Origin of the sequence: Brevundimonas sp. DS20, assembly GCF_001310255.1 — a bacterium.
Taxonomy (GTDB): domain Bacteria; phylum Pseudomonadota; class Alphaproteobacteria; order Caulobacterales; family Caulobacteraceae; genus Brevundimonas; species Brevundimonas aurantiaca.
On record NZ_CP012897.1, the window covers coordinates 1,181,653 to 1,195,424 of the forward strand.

The 13,772-nt window shown below is 68.7% G+C and carries 10 protein-coding genes; 3 read left to right on the forward strand and 7 right to left on the reverse strand.

The features are described from left to right. Nucleotides 1-40 precede the first annotated feature (40 nt). On the forward strand, nucleotides 41-943 hold the full coding sequence (gene mmsB / locus JL11_RS05730) for a 3-hydroxyisobutyrate dehydrogenase (protein ID WP_054764812.1): 903 nt from the start codon (nucleotides 41-43) through the stop codon (nucleotides 941-943). 145 nt (nucleotides 944-1,088) lie between these two features. On the opposite strand, the gene JL11_RS05735 is transcribed toward mmsB, so the two are convergent. From JL11_RS05735 to JL11_RS05750, 3 genes are all read right to left on the reverse strand, one after another. Continuing rightward, a complete protein-coding gene (locus JL11_RS05735) occupies nucleotides 1,089-3,230 on the reverse strand; it encodes a TonB-dependent receptor plug domain-containing protein (RefSeq protein WP_054764813.1) in 2,142 nt (713 codons plus the stop codon). A gap of 104 nt (nucleotides 3,231-3,334) precedes the next feature. Further along, entirely contained in the window at nucleotides 3,335-3,814 is a 480-nt protein-coding gene (locus tag JL11_RS17395; protein WP_156314155.1) for a hypothetical protein, read from the reverse strand. A gap of 217 nt (nucleotides 3,815-4,031) precedes the next feature. Further along, nucleotides 4,032-7,037, reverse strand: a complete 3,006-nt coding sequence (locus JL11_RS05750; RefSeq protein ID WP_054764816.1) for a TonB-dependent receptor — start codon at nucleotides 7,035-7,037, stop codon at nucleotides 4,032-4,034. 225 nt (nucleotides 7,038-7,262) lie between these two features. On the opposite strand from JL11_RS05750, the gene JL11_RS05755 reads away from it, so the two are divergent. Beyond that, the gene (locus JL11_RS05755) at nucleotides 7,263-8,933 is read left to right on the forward strand and encodes an FAD-binding dehydrogenase (protein WP_054764817.1); all 1,671 of its coding nucleotides are present in this window, start codon (nucleotides 7,263-7,265) and stop codon (nucleotides 8,931-8,933) included. Nucleotide 8,934: 1 nt separating this feature from the next. On the opposite strand, the gene JL11_RS05760 is transcribed toward JL11_RS05755, so the two are convergent. Continuing rightward, nucleotides 8,935-9,387: a DUF2147 domain-containing protein gene (locus tag JL11_RS05760; RefSeq protein ID WP_054764818.1), complete on the reverse strand. Its 453-nt coding sequence runs from the start codon at nucleotides 9,385-9,387 to the stop codon at nucleotides 8,935-8,937. Next, nucleotides 9,387-10,172, reverse strand: a complete 786-nt coding sequence (locus JL11_RS05765; protein WP_231681410.1) for a ubiquinone biosynthesis protein COQ4 — start codon at nucleotides 10,170-10,172, stop codon at nucleotides 9,387-9,389. The genes JL11_RS05760 and JL11_RS05765 overlap by 1 nt, the downstream gene beginning before the upstream one ends. Before the next feature lie 59 nt (nucleotides 10,173-10,231). On the opposite strand from JL11_RS05765, the gene JL11_RS05770 reads away from it, so the two are divergent. Beyond that, nucleotides 10,232-10,846, forward strand: coding sequence for a TetR/AcrR family transcriptional regulator (locus JL11_RS05770; RefSeq protein ID WP_054764819.1), 615 nt, complete (start codon nucleotides 10,232-10,234; stop codon nucleotides 10,844-10,846). A 4-nt stretch (nucleotides 10,847-10,850) separates the two neighbouring features. On the opposite strand, the gene JL11_RS05775 is transcribed toward JL11_RS05770, so the two are convergent. Beyond that, a complete protein-coding gene (locus JL11_RS05775) occupies nucleotides 10,851-12,758 on the reverse strand; it encodes a PAS domain-containing sensor histidine kinase (RefSeq protein WP_054764820.1) in 1,908 nt (635 codons plus the stop codon). Next, on the reverse strand, nucleotides 12,759-13,571 hold the full coding sequence (locus JL11_RS05780; RefSeq protein ID WP_054764821.1) for an alpha/beta fold hydrolase: 813 nt from the start codon (nucleotides 13,569-13,571) through the stop codon (nucleotides 12,759-12,761). Nucleotides 13,572-13,772 lie beyond the last annotated feature (201 nt).

A 13,772-nucleotide genomic window follows, 5' to 3' on the forward strand; every position in this document is an offset into this window, starting at 1 on the left:
GTCGCGGGGATGAGCGGGCGACAATAGGGAGAGAGAGACCATGACCAAGATCGCCTTCATCGGCCTGGGCAATATGGGCGGGGGCATGGCCGCCAACCAGGCCAAGGCCGGCCACGCCGTCGCCGCCTTCGACCTGTCGCAGGCGGCCCTGGACAGGGCCGCCGCCGCCGGCTGCACGCCTGCGGCTTCGGTCGCCGAGGCCGTGCGCGACGCCGAGGTGGTGATCACCATGCTGCCCGCTGGCCCCCATGTGCATAAGGTCTATGCCGAACAGATCATCGGGGCGGCGCCGTCCAGCGCCCTGCTGCTGGACTGCTCCACCATCGACGTGGAGACGGCGCGCAAGGTGGCGGGCCTGGCCAAGGCGGCCGGCTACGCCTTCGCCGACGCGCCGGTGTCGGGCGGGACGGCGGCGGCCGATGCGGGAACCCTGGCCTTCATGGTCGGCTGCGACGAGGGCGATTTCGCCCGGGTCGAGGCGGCGCTGGAGGCGATGAGCCGGATCACCATCCGCGCCGGCGATCACGGCGCGGGCCAGGCGGCCAAGATCTGCAACAACATGCTCCTGGGCATTTCGATGCTGGGCACGTGCGAGGCGATCGCCCTGGCCGAGAAGCTGGGCCTGGACCCGGAGCGCTTCTTCGAGATCGCCTCCAAATCCTCGGGCCAGTGCTGGAGCGTGACCAGCTATTACCCCTGGCCCGGCCCCGTACCCGCCGCCCCGTCGAACCGCGGCTATCAGGGCGGATTCGCCACCGCCATGATGCTGAAGGATCTGAAACTGGCCCAGGACGCGGCGGCCAAGTCCGGCGCCTCCACCCCCCTGGGCGCCCAGGCCGAGGCCCTCTACGCCCTGTTCGACGGCCTGGGCCACGGCGGCCGCGACTTCTCGGCCATGCTGCAGATGCTGCGCGGACGGCTGGACGCGCTGGAGGCCCAATGATGGCCGACACCCCCGGCCCGAGGCGCTGAATGCGCTAGAACGGCCCTATGCCCGAGCTTTCGGTCAAGGGCTGCTGGCAGGGGTGCGATCCGGGCGGGTGTTCATAGACATCGACATGCGGGTTCTCGCTGTGGGGCCTCCACATCTAGAACCGCTTGCCCAGGGTGATCTCGATGCGGCGGCCGACGGGGTCGCGGCTGTCGCGCCCGTAGCCGGCGGCGGGTGCGCCGTCGGCGAGGCGGGCGGAGGGGCGTTCGTCGGTCAGGTTCTGGATCGACAGCTCCAGCCGCGCCCCTTCCGCCCGCCGCCCGGACACGTCCCGGAAGAGGCGATAGGTCGCCTTCAGGTCCAGGCGGGCGAAGTCGCTGATCCGCAGGTCGGCCGGGCCGTCTTCACCGATGGTCGCCCGGCTGCGATAGCCCGCCGTCCACCGGCCGGTGACGTCGATTTTCAGCGGACCCTTCATCCGGCTGAGCGTCCATCCCAGGTCCTGGCCGGACACGCCGCCGCCGTCGCCGGCCAGACGATCCAGGACCGGCAGGCCCCGGCCCAGCTCGGTCCGGTCGGTCAGCCGCCAGGTGTGAAACAGGTTGACCGTCCAGGTCGCGGCGGAGGCCTCGGTCGGATCGGCCGGCGGGTTCAGGCTCAGACTGGTGGTCAGAGACCGGGTCTCTGAAGCCGTGGCGTTGAAGGGGCGCAGGTCGATCCGAACGAGACGGCCCGACGCATCGCGCAGGAACCGGTCGGGATAGGCGGCCTCGGTCTGTGGCGTCGGCTGAAGACTCGACGAGATCCCGTCGCGCGCGCGGGCCAGGGACAGGCCCTGGTTGAAGCCGACGCTCCACCGGGTGAAGGGGCCCAGCGACAGGTTTAGAGCCGCGCCTTCGGACCGGGCGGCGGTCAGGTCGGGATTTCCGCCGACCAGGGTCTGGACCTCGACCGCCTCACCGGTGCGGAAGTCATAGACGACGGCGTTCGGGCCCTGGCGCGGCGGGGCGAAGCGGTCCAGGTCGCTGGGCGCGGTCAGGGTGCGGTTCCAACTGGCGCTGAGGCTGACCTTGTCGCGCGGCTGCCAGGCGGCGCCCAGGTCCAGACTGCTTCCGCCCCCGGCGTCGGTGTCGCGGCCCCCCGCGCCCAGGCTGACGGACAGGCCGCCCAGGCTCACGCCCCCGATCTTGAGGGTCTTCGCCTCGTCCTCCAGACCAGGCGGCGGCGCAGGCTGGGACAGGGGAACGGTGATCTGCCCCTGCCAGGCGGAGGCCGTCGTGGCGCGCCGGTCCGCCTCTCCCACAGCCTCCGTCCGGGTTCGGTTCCGGTTCGCATCGGCGGACAGATTGACGGCGATCGGGCCGGCGCCCAGGCCCGGCAGGCTGCGGTTCAGGGCGACCGCGCCGCTCCAGCTCATCAGGTCGGTCTGGGAAGGCGTCGGGCCTTCGGCCTTTACGACATCGGCCGTGGCGAGGAGATTGACCTGGGCGGTCCAGTCGAGAACCGAACCGCTGAGGCCGCTGCGCACCTCCCAACGGCGGGTGTCGGTGGAGAGAACCGTCAGGCCGTCGGCGTCCCGCGTGGTCGATCGGCTGGAGGTCTGGCTCGCCGAGGCGTTCAGGCTGGCGGCCCAGTCGCCCAGGCTGCGGTTGAAGGCGGCGTTGGCCGACAGAAACCGGCTCTCGGGCGTCAGGCTGACGCCCGCGCTGTCGGGGTGATCACGCAGATAGGCCTGGCGATCATCGGCGAGAAGCGCAGAGACGTCGCGCAGGGTCAGGGTCAGGTTGGTGATGTTGCGGTCCTGGAGCCCGGACTGGCGCGCCGTGGCGGAAAGCTCGCGGAATCCTCCGGCGGTCGGAGCGGCCGCCGTCAGGGCGCCGTCGCGGCTGGCGAAACTGCGCTGAAGGACCAGGTTGAAGACCCGGCCGGAGGGAGAGCCGCCGTATTCCGCCGCCGAACCGGCCGGCAGGACCTCCAACCGCTCCAGGGCGTCGGGCGGCAGGTCCAGAAAGACGGAGGGGTCCGGCATGCGGACGCCGTTGATGATGATCACGGGCGGCTGGCCGGGGCTGAACTGACGCGCGGCCTGGCCCAGGACGTCGCCGACGCTGCCGCCGGCGAGGGCGTCGATGCGGGCGGCGTCATATTCATACTGGGGCGGGGTGCGCGCCGCTCCTCGCCGGGCGGCCACCTCCACGTCGGGCAGGACGGTCACCGGGGGCGGATCGGCCTGCGGCGCCGGCGTCGCCTGGACGGCGGCGGCGCTGAACCCGGCGAGCGTGAGACAGAGGGAGATCACAGGGACAATCTAGGAGCGAGCCGGACCGCGCGGAAAGAAAAAAGGCCGGGCGTCGCGGACGCCCGGCCAGGCTTTCAGGTTTAGGATCCGGGGACCAGCCGAGCCTAGAGGATTTGCAGACCCGGAATACGGATCGAGCCGCTGACGATGGTGCAGTTGCGACCGCCGGCGTTCACGGGGGGCAGGACGTTGTTGTTGAAGGTCGCCGTGCTGGTCGCATTGTTCCAGGCGACCACCACCGTGCCGTAGCAGGGATCGTTGGCCACGGTGTTGGCGCCGATGGTCAGGGCGATCGAGGTGGTCGATCCCGGCACCACGGCCGCGCTCCAAGCGCCGGACGGCGCAACGGCCAAGCAGGCGATGCCGCCGGGCGAGATGCTGCGAGTCGGGATGGGCGCGCTGGTCGCGCTCAGCGGGCTTGCGGTGATGGAGACGTTGCAGGTGACGCTGATCGTTTGCGACAGGGTCACAGAACCCGATCCCGATACGCTGCCCGAGCTGGGCGAGAAGGATTGGGCGAAGCTGGGGGAAGCGACGGCGACGGAAGCGAGCGCCGCAGCGGCGATGGAAAGCGTCTTGATCATGATAGTCCTCCCTTTGAGTGGGTCCTTGGCCGGACCCGTTGAGCGTGTGTTCACCCGCTAGGGGCGATGTACTTACAACGCGGAAGGTAGGTCGGAGTCAAGGAGAAATACGTATATTTTTCAATGACATAAAACGACATAAGGCCGTCCGATCGGCGTCTCTCGACGCCGGGGACGGCCTCACAGGGCGGCCGGGAAGACCGGCCTGTCGTCAACCTCAGAACGACTTGGTCAGCCGCACGGCGAACAGCCGCGGGTCCAGGGTGAAGACGTTGGTCGTCAGCCCAGTGTCGTCCGAGTTGGTGAAGGCGTCGACGATGGGCGCATCGTCGAAGACGTTCTTGACGTAGGCCTGGAGCTTCAGGCCTCGCGCCTCATTGGTCAGGGACACCGACAGGTTCAGATTGTCCCAGCCCTCCAGCCGGTCGTATTCGGTGTTGTAGACGCGGAAGAAGCTCTCGCCCTGGCGATAATAGTCGCCGCGCAGGGTCAGGTCCCAATCGCCCAGGAACCAGCTGTACTGGGCTCCGATGTTGGCGGTCCAGTTGGGCGAATTGGGCAGTTCGTTGCCGCCCAGGTCGGCCTCGAAACCCCGTCCGCCGTTCGGCGCCTCGGTCAGCGGGTCGTAGGTGAAGCCGTACAGGGCCCAGAAGGGAAGGATGGACTCGAAGTTGGGGTTGAAGGTGCCGAACCGCGACGAGCCGGCGCACAGGGCGCTCAGAGCCAGATTGGCCGCGTCGGGTCCGAAAGCGCTGTTGAGGATGGTTTCAGCATAGGCGCGCGGGGCGATGCAGTTCGACGGCACCTGGATCCAGGGACGGATGGTGATCCAGTCGGGGTCGCCTTGGGTGCGGTCCATGACGTTGATGGACCGCTCGCCGTCGGCGATGCGGGACTTCAGATAGCCGAGATTGCCGTCGATCTGGAAACTGGGCGTCGGCCGGTAGACCGCTTCAAGCTCCAGACCCCAGATTTCAGCGTCGAAATTCTCATTCAATGAGATGCGATCGACGATCTGGGAAACCTGATAGTCTTTGTAGTCATAGTAGAAGCCGGTCGCGTTCAGCCGCAGCGCCCCGTCCATCAGCGTATTCTTGGCGCCGATTTCGAAGGCGTTGACGTATTCGGGATCAAAGGTGCTGGCCAGGGGCTGGTACTGGACGACCTTGGGGTCCAGCTCCAGGCGAGGCGGATTGGTGCCGCCCCCCTTATAGCCGCGGGAGAAGGAGGCGTAGACCAGGGTGTCGTCGGTGAAGGACAGATCGGGTGTCCAATCCAGCACGATCCGGCCGGTGACCGCCTCCCACTTCTGTTCGATGTCCGGCAGGGCGTAATAGCCCCGACGCACGAATCCGCCCGACCCCGGACCGGACCCGCCGCCGAGCGGCGCGCCCAGCAGCAGCTGGCTGGGATAGGGTGTCGTGTCCTTGCGGTCCTCGGTATAGCGCAGGCCGGTCGTCAGCCGCAGTTCTGGCGTCAGGTCCCAATAGCCCTCGCCGAAGACGGCCCAGGAGCGGGTGTGGACGACGTTCTTGCTGCGGAAATAGTTGTGACCTTCGCCGTTGATTTCGCTCAGCGGATTGGGGTCGACATAGACGCATTCGAACACGCGATCGTCATCGCAGGGTACGGTTTGCGAACTTCCGTCCGGACCCAGCTCGAAGTTGTAGAAATATTCGGCGAGGTAGGAGAAGGTGTTGTTGAAAACGTAGTAATCGTCCTGCGACTTGAAGTCCAAATAGTTGGCGCCGAGGCTGAAGTTGAAATCGCCCGCCATGTCGGACTGAAGGCGGAACTCCTGATACCATTGTCGATTGTCGGACTGGCTGATGTCGGCCGACAGGATCCGGTTTGACGGCCCCAGTTGCGGATCGGTGTAGACGCCGCCGGGCGCGGCCGGCGACGGAATCAGGTCGCCGAAGAAATCGAACACCTGGCTGCTGTCCGAGAAGGCGGGGTTGGAGACGTAGCGCGCATAGTCCTGCGACGCATAATAGTCGTCCTTGGCGTAGGCGGTCTGTGAGAACAGGGTCAGGGTGTCGGTCAGGTCGAATTCGAGATTGACCTGGACGACGTCGTTCTCGGCCCGGAAGACGGGATCGTAGTTGGTGGCGATCTCACGCAGGTCTCGCGACTGCACGACGCCCTCATAGGGGTCGAAGCCCTGTGGGATCGGATAGACGCTGGCGCCGTTTGCGTCGAAGCCGCCCAGGCTGAAGAAACCGGACAGCAGCCGGATCGGCCCGAAGGAACCACCGTTGGGCGCTCCATAGGCGGCGTCGGAATACAGTGAACCCGGCAGACAGCCCTGGCTCAACTGATCTTGATTGTAAGGGGTGGTGATGGTCGCCGATCCGACCTGGGTCGGGCCCGGATCGGTGGTGCACAGCTGTTTGCCGGTGCGGGAGCGGTGGTCGTCTTCCTCGAAATGCTCCCAGATCGCATTGGCGCGGAACCGCGCGGTCGGCTCCCACCGGGCCGACAGACGGGTGGTGAACAGGTCGCGGTCGTTCACATGGGTGTCGTTGAAGCTGTTGTAGTCGAAGCCGTCGCGCTGGGTGAAGCCGAAGGCGCCGCGCACGGCGAAGGTGTCGCCGAAGGGGACGTTGAGCATGGCCTGGCCGCGCCGGCTGTCATAGTTGCCCAGTTCGCCCGTGGCGAAGCCCTCCGACCGGAACTTGGGCAGTTCGGGGAACATGTTGACGACGCCGCCGGTGGCGTTGCGGCCGTAAAGCGTCCCCTGCGGCCCGCGCAGCACCTCGACCCGGGCGACGTCCAGATACTCCTGCTCGAACAGCCGGTTGCGGATCAGGGGAGTGTTGTTGAAGCTGACGGCCACGGCCGGGTCGCTGGAGGCGGACACCGCCTTGGTCCCGATCCCGCGGATCGAGAAGTTGTACATGCTGAAGTTGGATTTGGAGAAGGCCACGTTCGGCACGGCGCGCAGCAGTTCCGATCCCCCCTCGATCTGCCGCGACGCCAGGGCCTCGGCCGACAGGGCCGAGACGGCGATAGGCACGTCCTGAACCGACTGTTCGCGCTTCTGGGCGGTCACGATGATGTCGTCCACCACGGCGGGCGCGGCCTGCGGCGACTGACCGGCCTGCGGCGCTGGGGCTGCGGGCGGCGTCGTCTGGGCCAGGGCGGGCGCCCCGGCCATCAGCAGGGCTGTGGCGGAGACCGAGAGCGCAAGGCGCGCGCGAGTGCGGACGGCTGAAACCATGTGATCCTCCCTGAGCACGCCGGGCTGAGACGGCGTCCTGATGTGCGTTTCCTCCCGCCTGATGTTTCCGCTCGGCGGGGCGGGGCCACCGGCGGTTGTCGCCAGCTTCGCACTACTCACTCTCATGTCAATACCTATTGACAATGATGTCGGTTGACGGCCATCCGCAGACGGTGCGATTTCAGACTTTCGCGAGGGCTGAGGGCGCGGATCAGGAGGGACGAAATGGACTGTGACGCCATAGTCGTCGGGGCGGGCCTGGCCGGCCTGGTCGCCGCCAATGAACTGGTCCAGGCCGGGCGCAGGGTGGCGGTGGTGGATCAGGAGAACGCCGCCAATCTGGGCGGCCAGGCCTATTGGTCCTTCGGCGGCCTGTTTCTGGTCGACAGTCCCGAACAGCGGCGTCTGGGGGTGCGCGACAGTTTCGACCTGGCCTGGTCCGACTGGCGCGGCAGCGCCGGCTGGGACCGGCTGGACGGCGCCCTGGCCGAGGACGAATGGGCCGCCCGCTGGGGCCGGGCCTATGTCGAGTTCGCCGCCGGCGAAAAGCGCGACTGGCTGCGGCGACACGGAATCCGGCTGACGCCCATGGTGGGCTGGGCCGAGCGGGGCGACGGCCGGGCCGAGGGGCACGGCAACTCCGTCCCGCGCTTCCATGTGGCCTGGGGCACGGGCACGGGCGTCAGCGGTCCCTTCGCCGCCCGCGCCCTGGAGGCCCAGGCCCAGGGTCGGCTGACCTTCCATTTCCGCAGTCGGGTGGATCAGCTGATCGTCGAGGCGGGCCGTGTGACCGGCGTCGCGGGCGTCCGCCTGGCGCCCAGCGAGACTCCGCGCGGCGCGGCCTCGAGCCGCGAGGTCGTGGGCGATTTCACCCTGCGCGCCCCGTCGGTCCTGATCGCCACCGGCGGCATCGGCGGGAACCACGAAAAGGTGCGCCGGTTCTGGCCCGAGCGGCTGGGGCGGCCGCCGCGCGAGATGGTCACGGGCGTGCCCGCCTATGTGGACGGACGGGGGCTGGACATCGCCGAGGCGGCGGGCGCCCGGCTCGTGAACCGCGACCGGATGTGGCACTATGTCGAGGGTCTGCGGAACTGGAACCCGATCTGGCCCGGACACGGCATCCGCATCCTGCCCGGCCCCTCGTCCCTGTGGCTGGACGCCCTGGGGCGGCGGCTGCCTTTCCCCGCCCTGCCGGGCTATGACACCCTGTCCACCCTGCGCTATCTGCGCACCGCGCCGGACCTGGCTGAGCACGACCATTCCTGGTTCATCCTGACCCAGTCGATCATCGAAAAGGAGTTCGCCCTTTCAGGGTCGGAGCAGAACGGCGACATCACCTCGGGCGACTGGCTGCGGGTGCTGAAGACGCGGCTGGGCAAGGGCGCCTCGCCCGAGGTCGAGGCCTTCAAGGCCAGGGGGGCGGACTTCGTGGCAGCCCGGGATCTGGAGACCCTGGTGGCGGGCATGAACGCCCTGACGCCGACGCCCCTGCTGAAGGCCGAGGCGGTGCGGCGGGTGGTGGAGGCGCGCGACGCCCAGATGGCCAACCCCTTCGCCAAGGATCTGCAGGTCCAGGGGGTCCACAACGCCCGCCGCTATCTGGGCGACCGGCTGGCGCGGGTGGCGAAACCGCACCGTCTGCTGGACCCGGCGGCCGGCCCCCTGATCGGGGTCAAGCTGAGCGTTCTGACGCGCAAGAGCCTGGGCGGGGTGCAGACGGATCTGGACAGCCGGGTGTTGCGGGCCGACGGAACGGTGCTGGAGGGTCTCTATGCGGCGGGCGAGGCGGCGGGGTTCGGCGGCGGGGGCGCCCACGGTTACAACGCCCTGGAGGGGACCTTCCTGGGCGGTTGCCTGTTCACCGGACGGGCGGCGGGACGGGCCATGGCGGGCTGATCTAGCGCAGCCGGGTCCAGGTCTGGGTGCGGCACAGAAGGGGGGCGATACAGCCCCGCACGGACAGACGATCGTTCTCGACCAGGGTCAGGGTTCCGCGCGACGCGCGCTGGCCGCTGTCCGGATCATAGAGGGGGCCGCCGGACCAGGTCGTGGGGCCGCCGGTGAAGCCGTCCAGAACGCGCAGCCCCCTGAGCGGCCGGCTCCGCAAGTCCGGGTCGCGGTTGCGCACATCGGTCTGATCGGGGTTCCGACGCAGGGGGGCGGCGTCCACCACTCGGCCGCACAGGGCGGCGCCGCAGCGGTTGATTTCGACCACCCCGCCCTGGGCGGCGGTGCGCCACCGCCCAAGCAGCGGATTGTCCTGGGCCGAGGCCGGGGCGGCGGCCATCACCACTCCGGTCAGGACCCCGCCGGCCAGGGTCAGGGCGGCGGGCCAGGTCGGGCGACGCATCAGCCCCGGACCAGCAGGCGGTTGCGGACCTCGACCGGGATGCGGTCGTAGAGGGTCGGCCCTCCCAGGCCCAGCCGCGCCCGCGCCTGATCCAGCGGCTCCGCCATCAGGGCCTCATAGTCCAGGGCCGGCAGCCAGGCCGCCCGCCGCCCGCGGCGCCAGGCCTCGAAGACGGCGCGGGCGCAGGGATAGCCGGTGCGGGCCTTGGTGATCTCGACGGCGGCGCCGATGGCGATCAGACCGAAGCCCTTGCTGCCCGTCTGGGGCAGCGACAGGGCGACCACGCAGGCCTCGCCCAGCGCATCCGTGCGATAGCCCGCCAGAACGTGCCACAGATCATGGATGTCGCGCAGGCGCCGGGCGTACCAGGCGTAGGGGTGGGCCGCCTCTATGTCGCTGTCGGCCACCTTGCGGCTCTCGTTCGCCAGGCCGTAGGCCGACAGATTGCGTTCGTCGATGAAGTCCAGATAGGCGCGGCCCACCGAGCCGGCGGGCATGGATTCCAGCCAGGGGCGGTCGTGCAGCCGGTCCGCCAGCTCGACCATCTTGAAGGCCTGGCGCGCGCCCTCGGGCGTCTCCAACATGCGCATATAGCCGCGCCGCACCGAGTTTCCGGCCAGGGCGTTCATGATCTCGAAGACCTGGGTGGTGTCTTCCTTGTTCGCGATCAGGCGGCGCAGGGCGCGAAAGGCCCGGCCGATTTCGATCCGACGGGGGCGCACCAGACTGTCCCCTTGGGGCCGGTCGTCGATGGGAGCTTGGTCCAACAGTAGTTCAGCCGTCACTTGCTCTCTCCGGGCGCTGAGCTTAACCAGTGCTATCTACATGGCTGTAACTAACAAAAATGTCAATAGAGCGCGTTCGTCGCCGTCGTCGCACCCCTGAAGAAGCCCGGCTGGAGGTTCTGGCCTGCGCGCGCGCGCGCCTTTTGGCGGGCGGGCCGGACTCGGTCACCCTGAAGGCCGTCGCCGACGACCTGGGCATGACCCACGCCAATCTGATCCACCATTTCGGTTCGGCCGAGGGGCTGCAGTCGGCCCTGATGGGGTCGATGGTGGCGGATCTGTCGAACGCCCTGGACGCCGCCATCGCCCGGCTGCGCACCGACGAGGGGGCGCCGCTGGAGCTGATCAACGCCGTCTTCGACGCCTTTGCGGAAGGCGGGGCGGGCAAGCTGGCCGCCTGGATCGTGCTGAAGGGCGACCTGACCCATCTGGAACCGGTGCGGGCGGCGGTGAACGGTCTGGTCGAGGCGATCCGCGACAAGCTGGGCGATCCCCTGACCACCTCGCCCAAACAGCTGTCGTCGGCGGTTCTGTTCATTGCGCTCAGCGCCTTCGGCGAGGCCCTGATCGGCCCGCCTCTGCGCGACATGCTGGATCAGGACGAGGAGGCCAGCCGCCAGGTGGTCGCCGGCTTGCTGCCCTATTTCCTGCTGAAGGCCGAGCGGGGGGAGTAGCCGTTCAGGCGGCTCTCCACGCCTGTTCCGCCGCCGCCTGAAGGACGGCGCCGACGGTCTGCAACAGCACGGCGGCGCCGACGGGCTTGCCCAGCACCTCGACCGCGCCGGCCGCCCGCGCCTCGGCGACCTCGGGGCGAGAGACGTTGGCGCTGACGACGATCATCGGGGGCGGACAGGGGTGTTCGGCCCGGATCGTCCGCATCGCCGTCAAACCGTCCATCACCGGCATCTGAACGTCCATCAGCACCAGGTCGAAATCCATCGACCGGCTCAGTTCGACCGCTTCCAGCCCGTTCTCGGCGCAGGTGACTTCCGCGCCCGTAGCGGCCAGAACCGCGTTCAGCACCGCCAGATTGGCGGGATTGTCGTCCACGGCCAAGATGCGGAGGGCGGCGGGCTCCGCATCGGTCGCGGCGGACCTGCCCCCGGGCGTCGACAGCAGAACCGCCGGCGCGCGCAAGGTCACGCGGCTGCCGACGCCGATCGTGCTCTGGGCGGTCAGTTCGCCGCCAACGGCGCGGGCCAGGCCGTCGGCCAGAGCCAGGCCCAGACCCATGCCGCCGTGTTTCCGTGTCGCAGTGACGTCGCGCTGATGGAAGGGGCGGACGAGGGCGTCGAAACTGTCGATGTCGAAACCGCAGCCGGTGTCGGCGACGGTGAAGACCAGGGCGTCGTCTTCGTATTGGACATCCAGAGAAACTGCGCCGGTCTCGGTGAACTTCACCCCATTGGCGACCAGCTGGATCAGGATGCGCTTCAGGGCGTCGCCGTCGGCCGAAACCTGGACGTCGGCGCCCGCGTCCGGGCCGCTCAGGACGATCGGCCGGTCGCCGATCAGGTCGGCGCATTCCGTCAGCACCTCGTCGCACAGGGTCCGCACCGACAGGGGCGACGACTGGGGCGTGAAGCCTCCGCCTTCCAGCTGCGAGAAGTCCAGCAGGGTGGTGATGCGGCGCGTCACCTCGGCCCCGGCCTGGGCCACGGTCTCCAGCGCCTTGTGGGCCGCCTCGGGCAGGGCGTGTCCGCGCAGCAGTTCCAGCGGCGCCAGGACGCTGTTCAGCGGCGTGCGCAGTTCATGGCTCAGATTGGCCAGGAAGCGCGACTTGGCCGCGTCGGCGGCGGCGGCGGCGTCGCGCGCGCGGACCAGGGCGGAGACGTCGAAATTCATCAGCAGCAGGCCGCCGATCGCCCCTTCGGCGTCGCGCCAGGGTATGACCGCCCATTCGAACCACATGTCGACAAGGGCCGAGCGGACGGGCCCCTCGCTGCTCATCGCCTCTCCGGCGAGGGCGCGGGCGTAGACCTTGGGCCAATCGATCTGGGCCGGGCGCGCCCTGGCCGGCGAGTCCACCCTCTGTCCGACCATGTCCTGCGCCGGTCGGCCGTAGGTCTTTTCCCAGGCCTGGCTGACGCCGGTCGCCACCAGGTCGGCATCCGTCATGATCAAGGGCACAGGGCAATGGCGCACGAAGGCGGAGATGACGTCGCGGGCGGACCGGCGTTCCGCCTCGGCGCGCTTTTCGGCCAGGGGCGCCGCAGCCTCATAGGCGCGACGAACGGGCGCGCGCGAGACGCACAGTTGAATCAGCGGCCCTTCGGTCCCCTGGGTCTGGGCGGCGCTGACCATGACCGGAATCCGATCGCCGTTGGAGGCGAGCACATCCAGGGCCAGCTCCTCCAGCCGCCCGCCCATCGCCAGCTCCTGACGAAGCCGCGTCTGAACCATGATCCGGCTGGCGGGCGTCAGATGATCGACCAGACGGCGATCCTCGGCCTGGTCTCCGGCGTGCAGGTCCAGCAGGTCGGCCAGATAGTCGTTCAGCCACAGCAACCGACCATGGGGATCGACCAGGCCCAGGCCGCCCGGCGCCTGGCTCAACAGATCCAGCAGGACGGACGGACTTTGCATCTAGGCCGCCAGGTCCAGCGGCGGCAGGTCCAGATGGCGACGCAGGGCCGCCTCGACCAGATCGGGTTCGGTCATATGGGGACAGTGGCCCTCGGTCGGCAGGACGACCCGGCGCGCCTGGGGGATGTGGCGCTCCATCCAATCCCCGACGAAGGTCGGCGCCACGGCGTCGTCGCGGCTGTCCAGCAACAGGGTGGGGAGAGCCAGGGCCGCAAAGGCGTCGCGGTCGTCGGCGTGGAAGGTGGTGCGGGCGAAATGGCGGGCGATGTCGGGATCGACCCGGCACACGCTGGCGCTCCAGTCGGCCTGGCCCTGAGCCGCTGACGGCCCGAGGATCGCGGGCGCCACGGCCGTCGTCCATTCGGCGATGTTCTTGTCCATCAGGGCCAGCAGATCGGCGATGTCAGCCGGGGCGAAACCGCCGCGGTAGCCTTCGGCGTCCGTATAGCGGGGCGAACCGCACACCAGGGCCAGGGACTGGAACAGGTCGGGTCGCCGGACGGCGGCGATGACGCCGATGCTGGCGCCCACCGAATGGCCGATGAAGACGACCGGACCCAGGCCGACCGCCTCGATCACCTCGATCAGGTCGTCGGCGTAGCCGCCCAGATCGGCGTGACGTTCGGGATCGAAACAGGCGCTGTCCGAGGCGCCGGCGCCGACATGGTCGAACAGGACGATGCGGGCCACGCCGTCGAACCGATCGGCGACCGATCTCCACATGCCCTGGTCGCAGCCGAAGCCGTGCGAGAACAGAAGAACCGGACCCGTGTGACCCGTGACGGCGACGTTGTTGCGGCTCAGAATCGTCATGGCGTCGTCCGCTCAACTTTCATTTGCGACGACTGTCAGGCCGACCTGAGCAGTTATTTCGAAAAAACCTTAAAAATCCGCTTCTTGCGTTTCGCAACCACAGATCGGCGTTACGCGGGCTTCGTCAGTTGTCCGCGCTGGGCTCTGTGACGGCTTTTGATCGGAACGGGCGCGGGAGCCTCGTGTTGTTCACGCGACCCA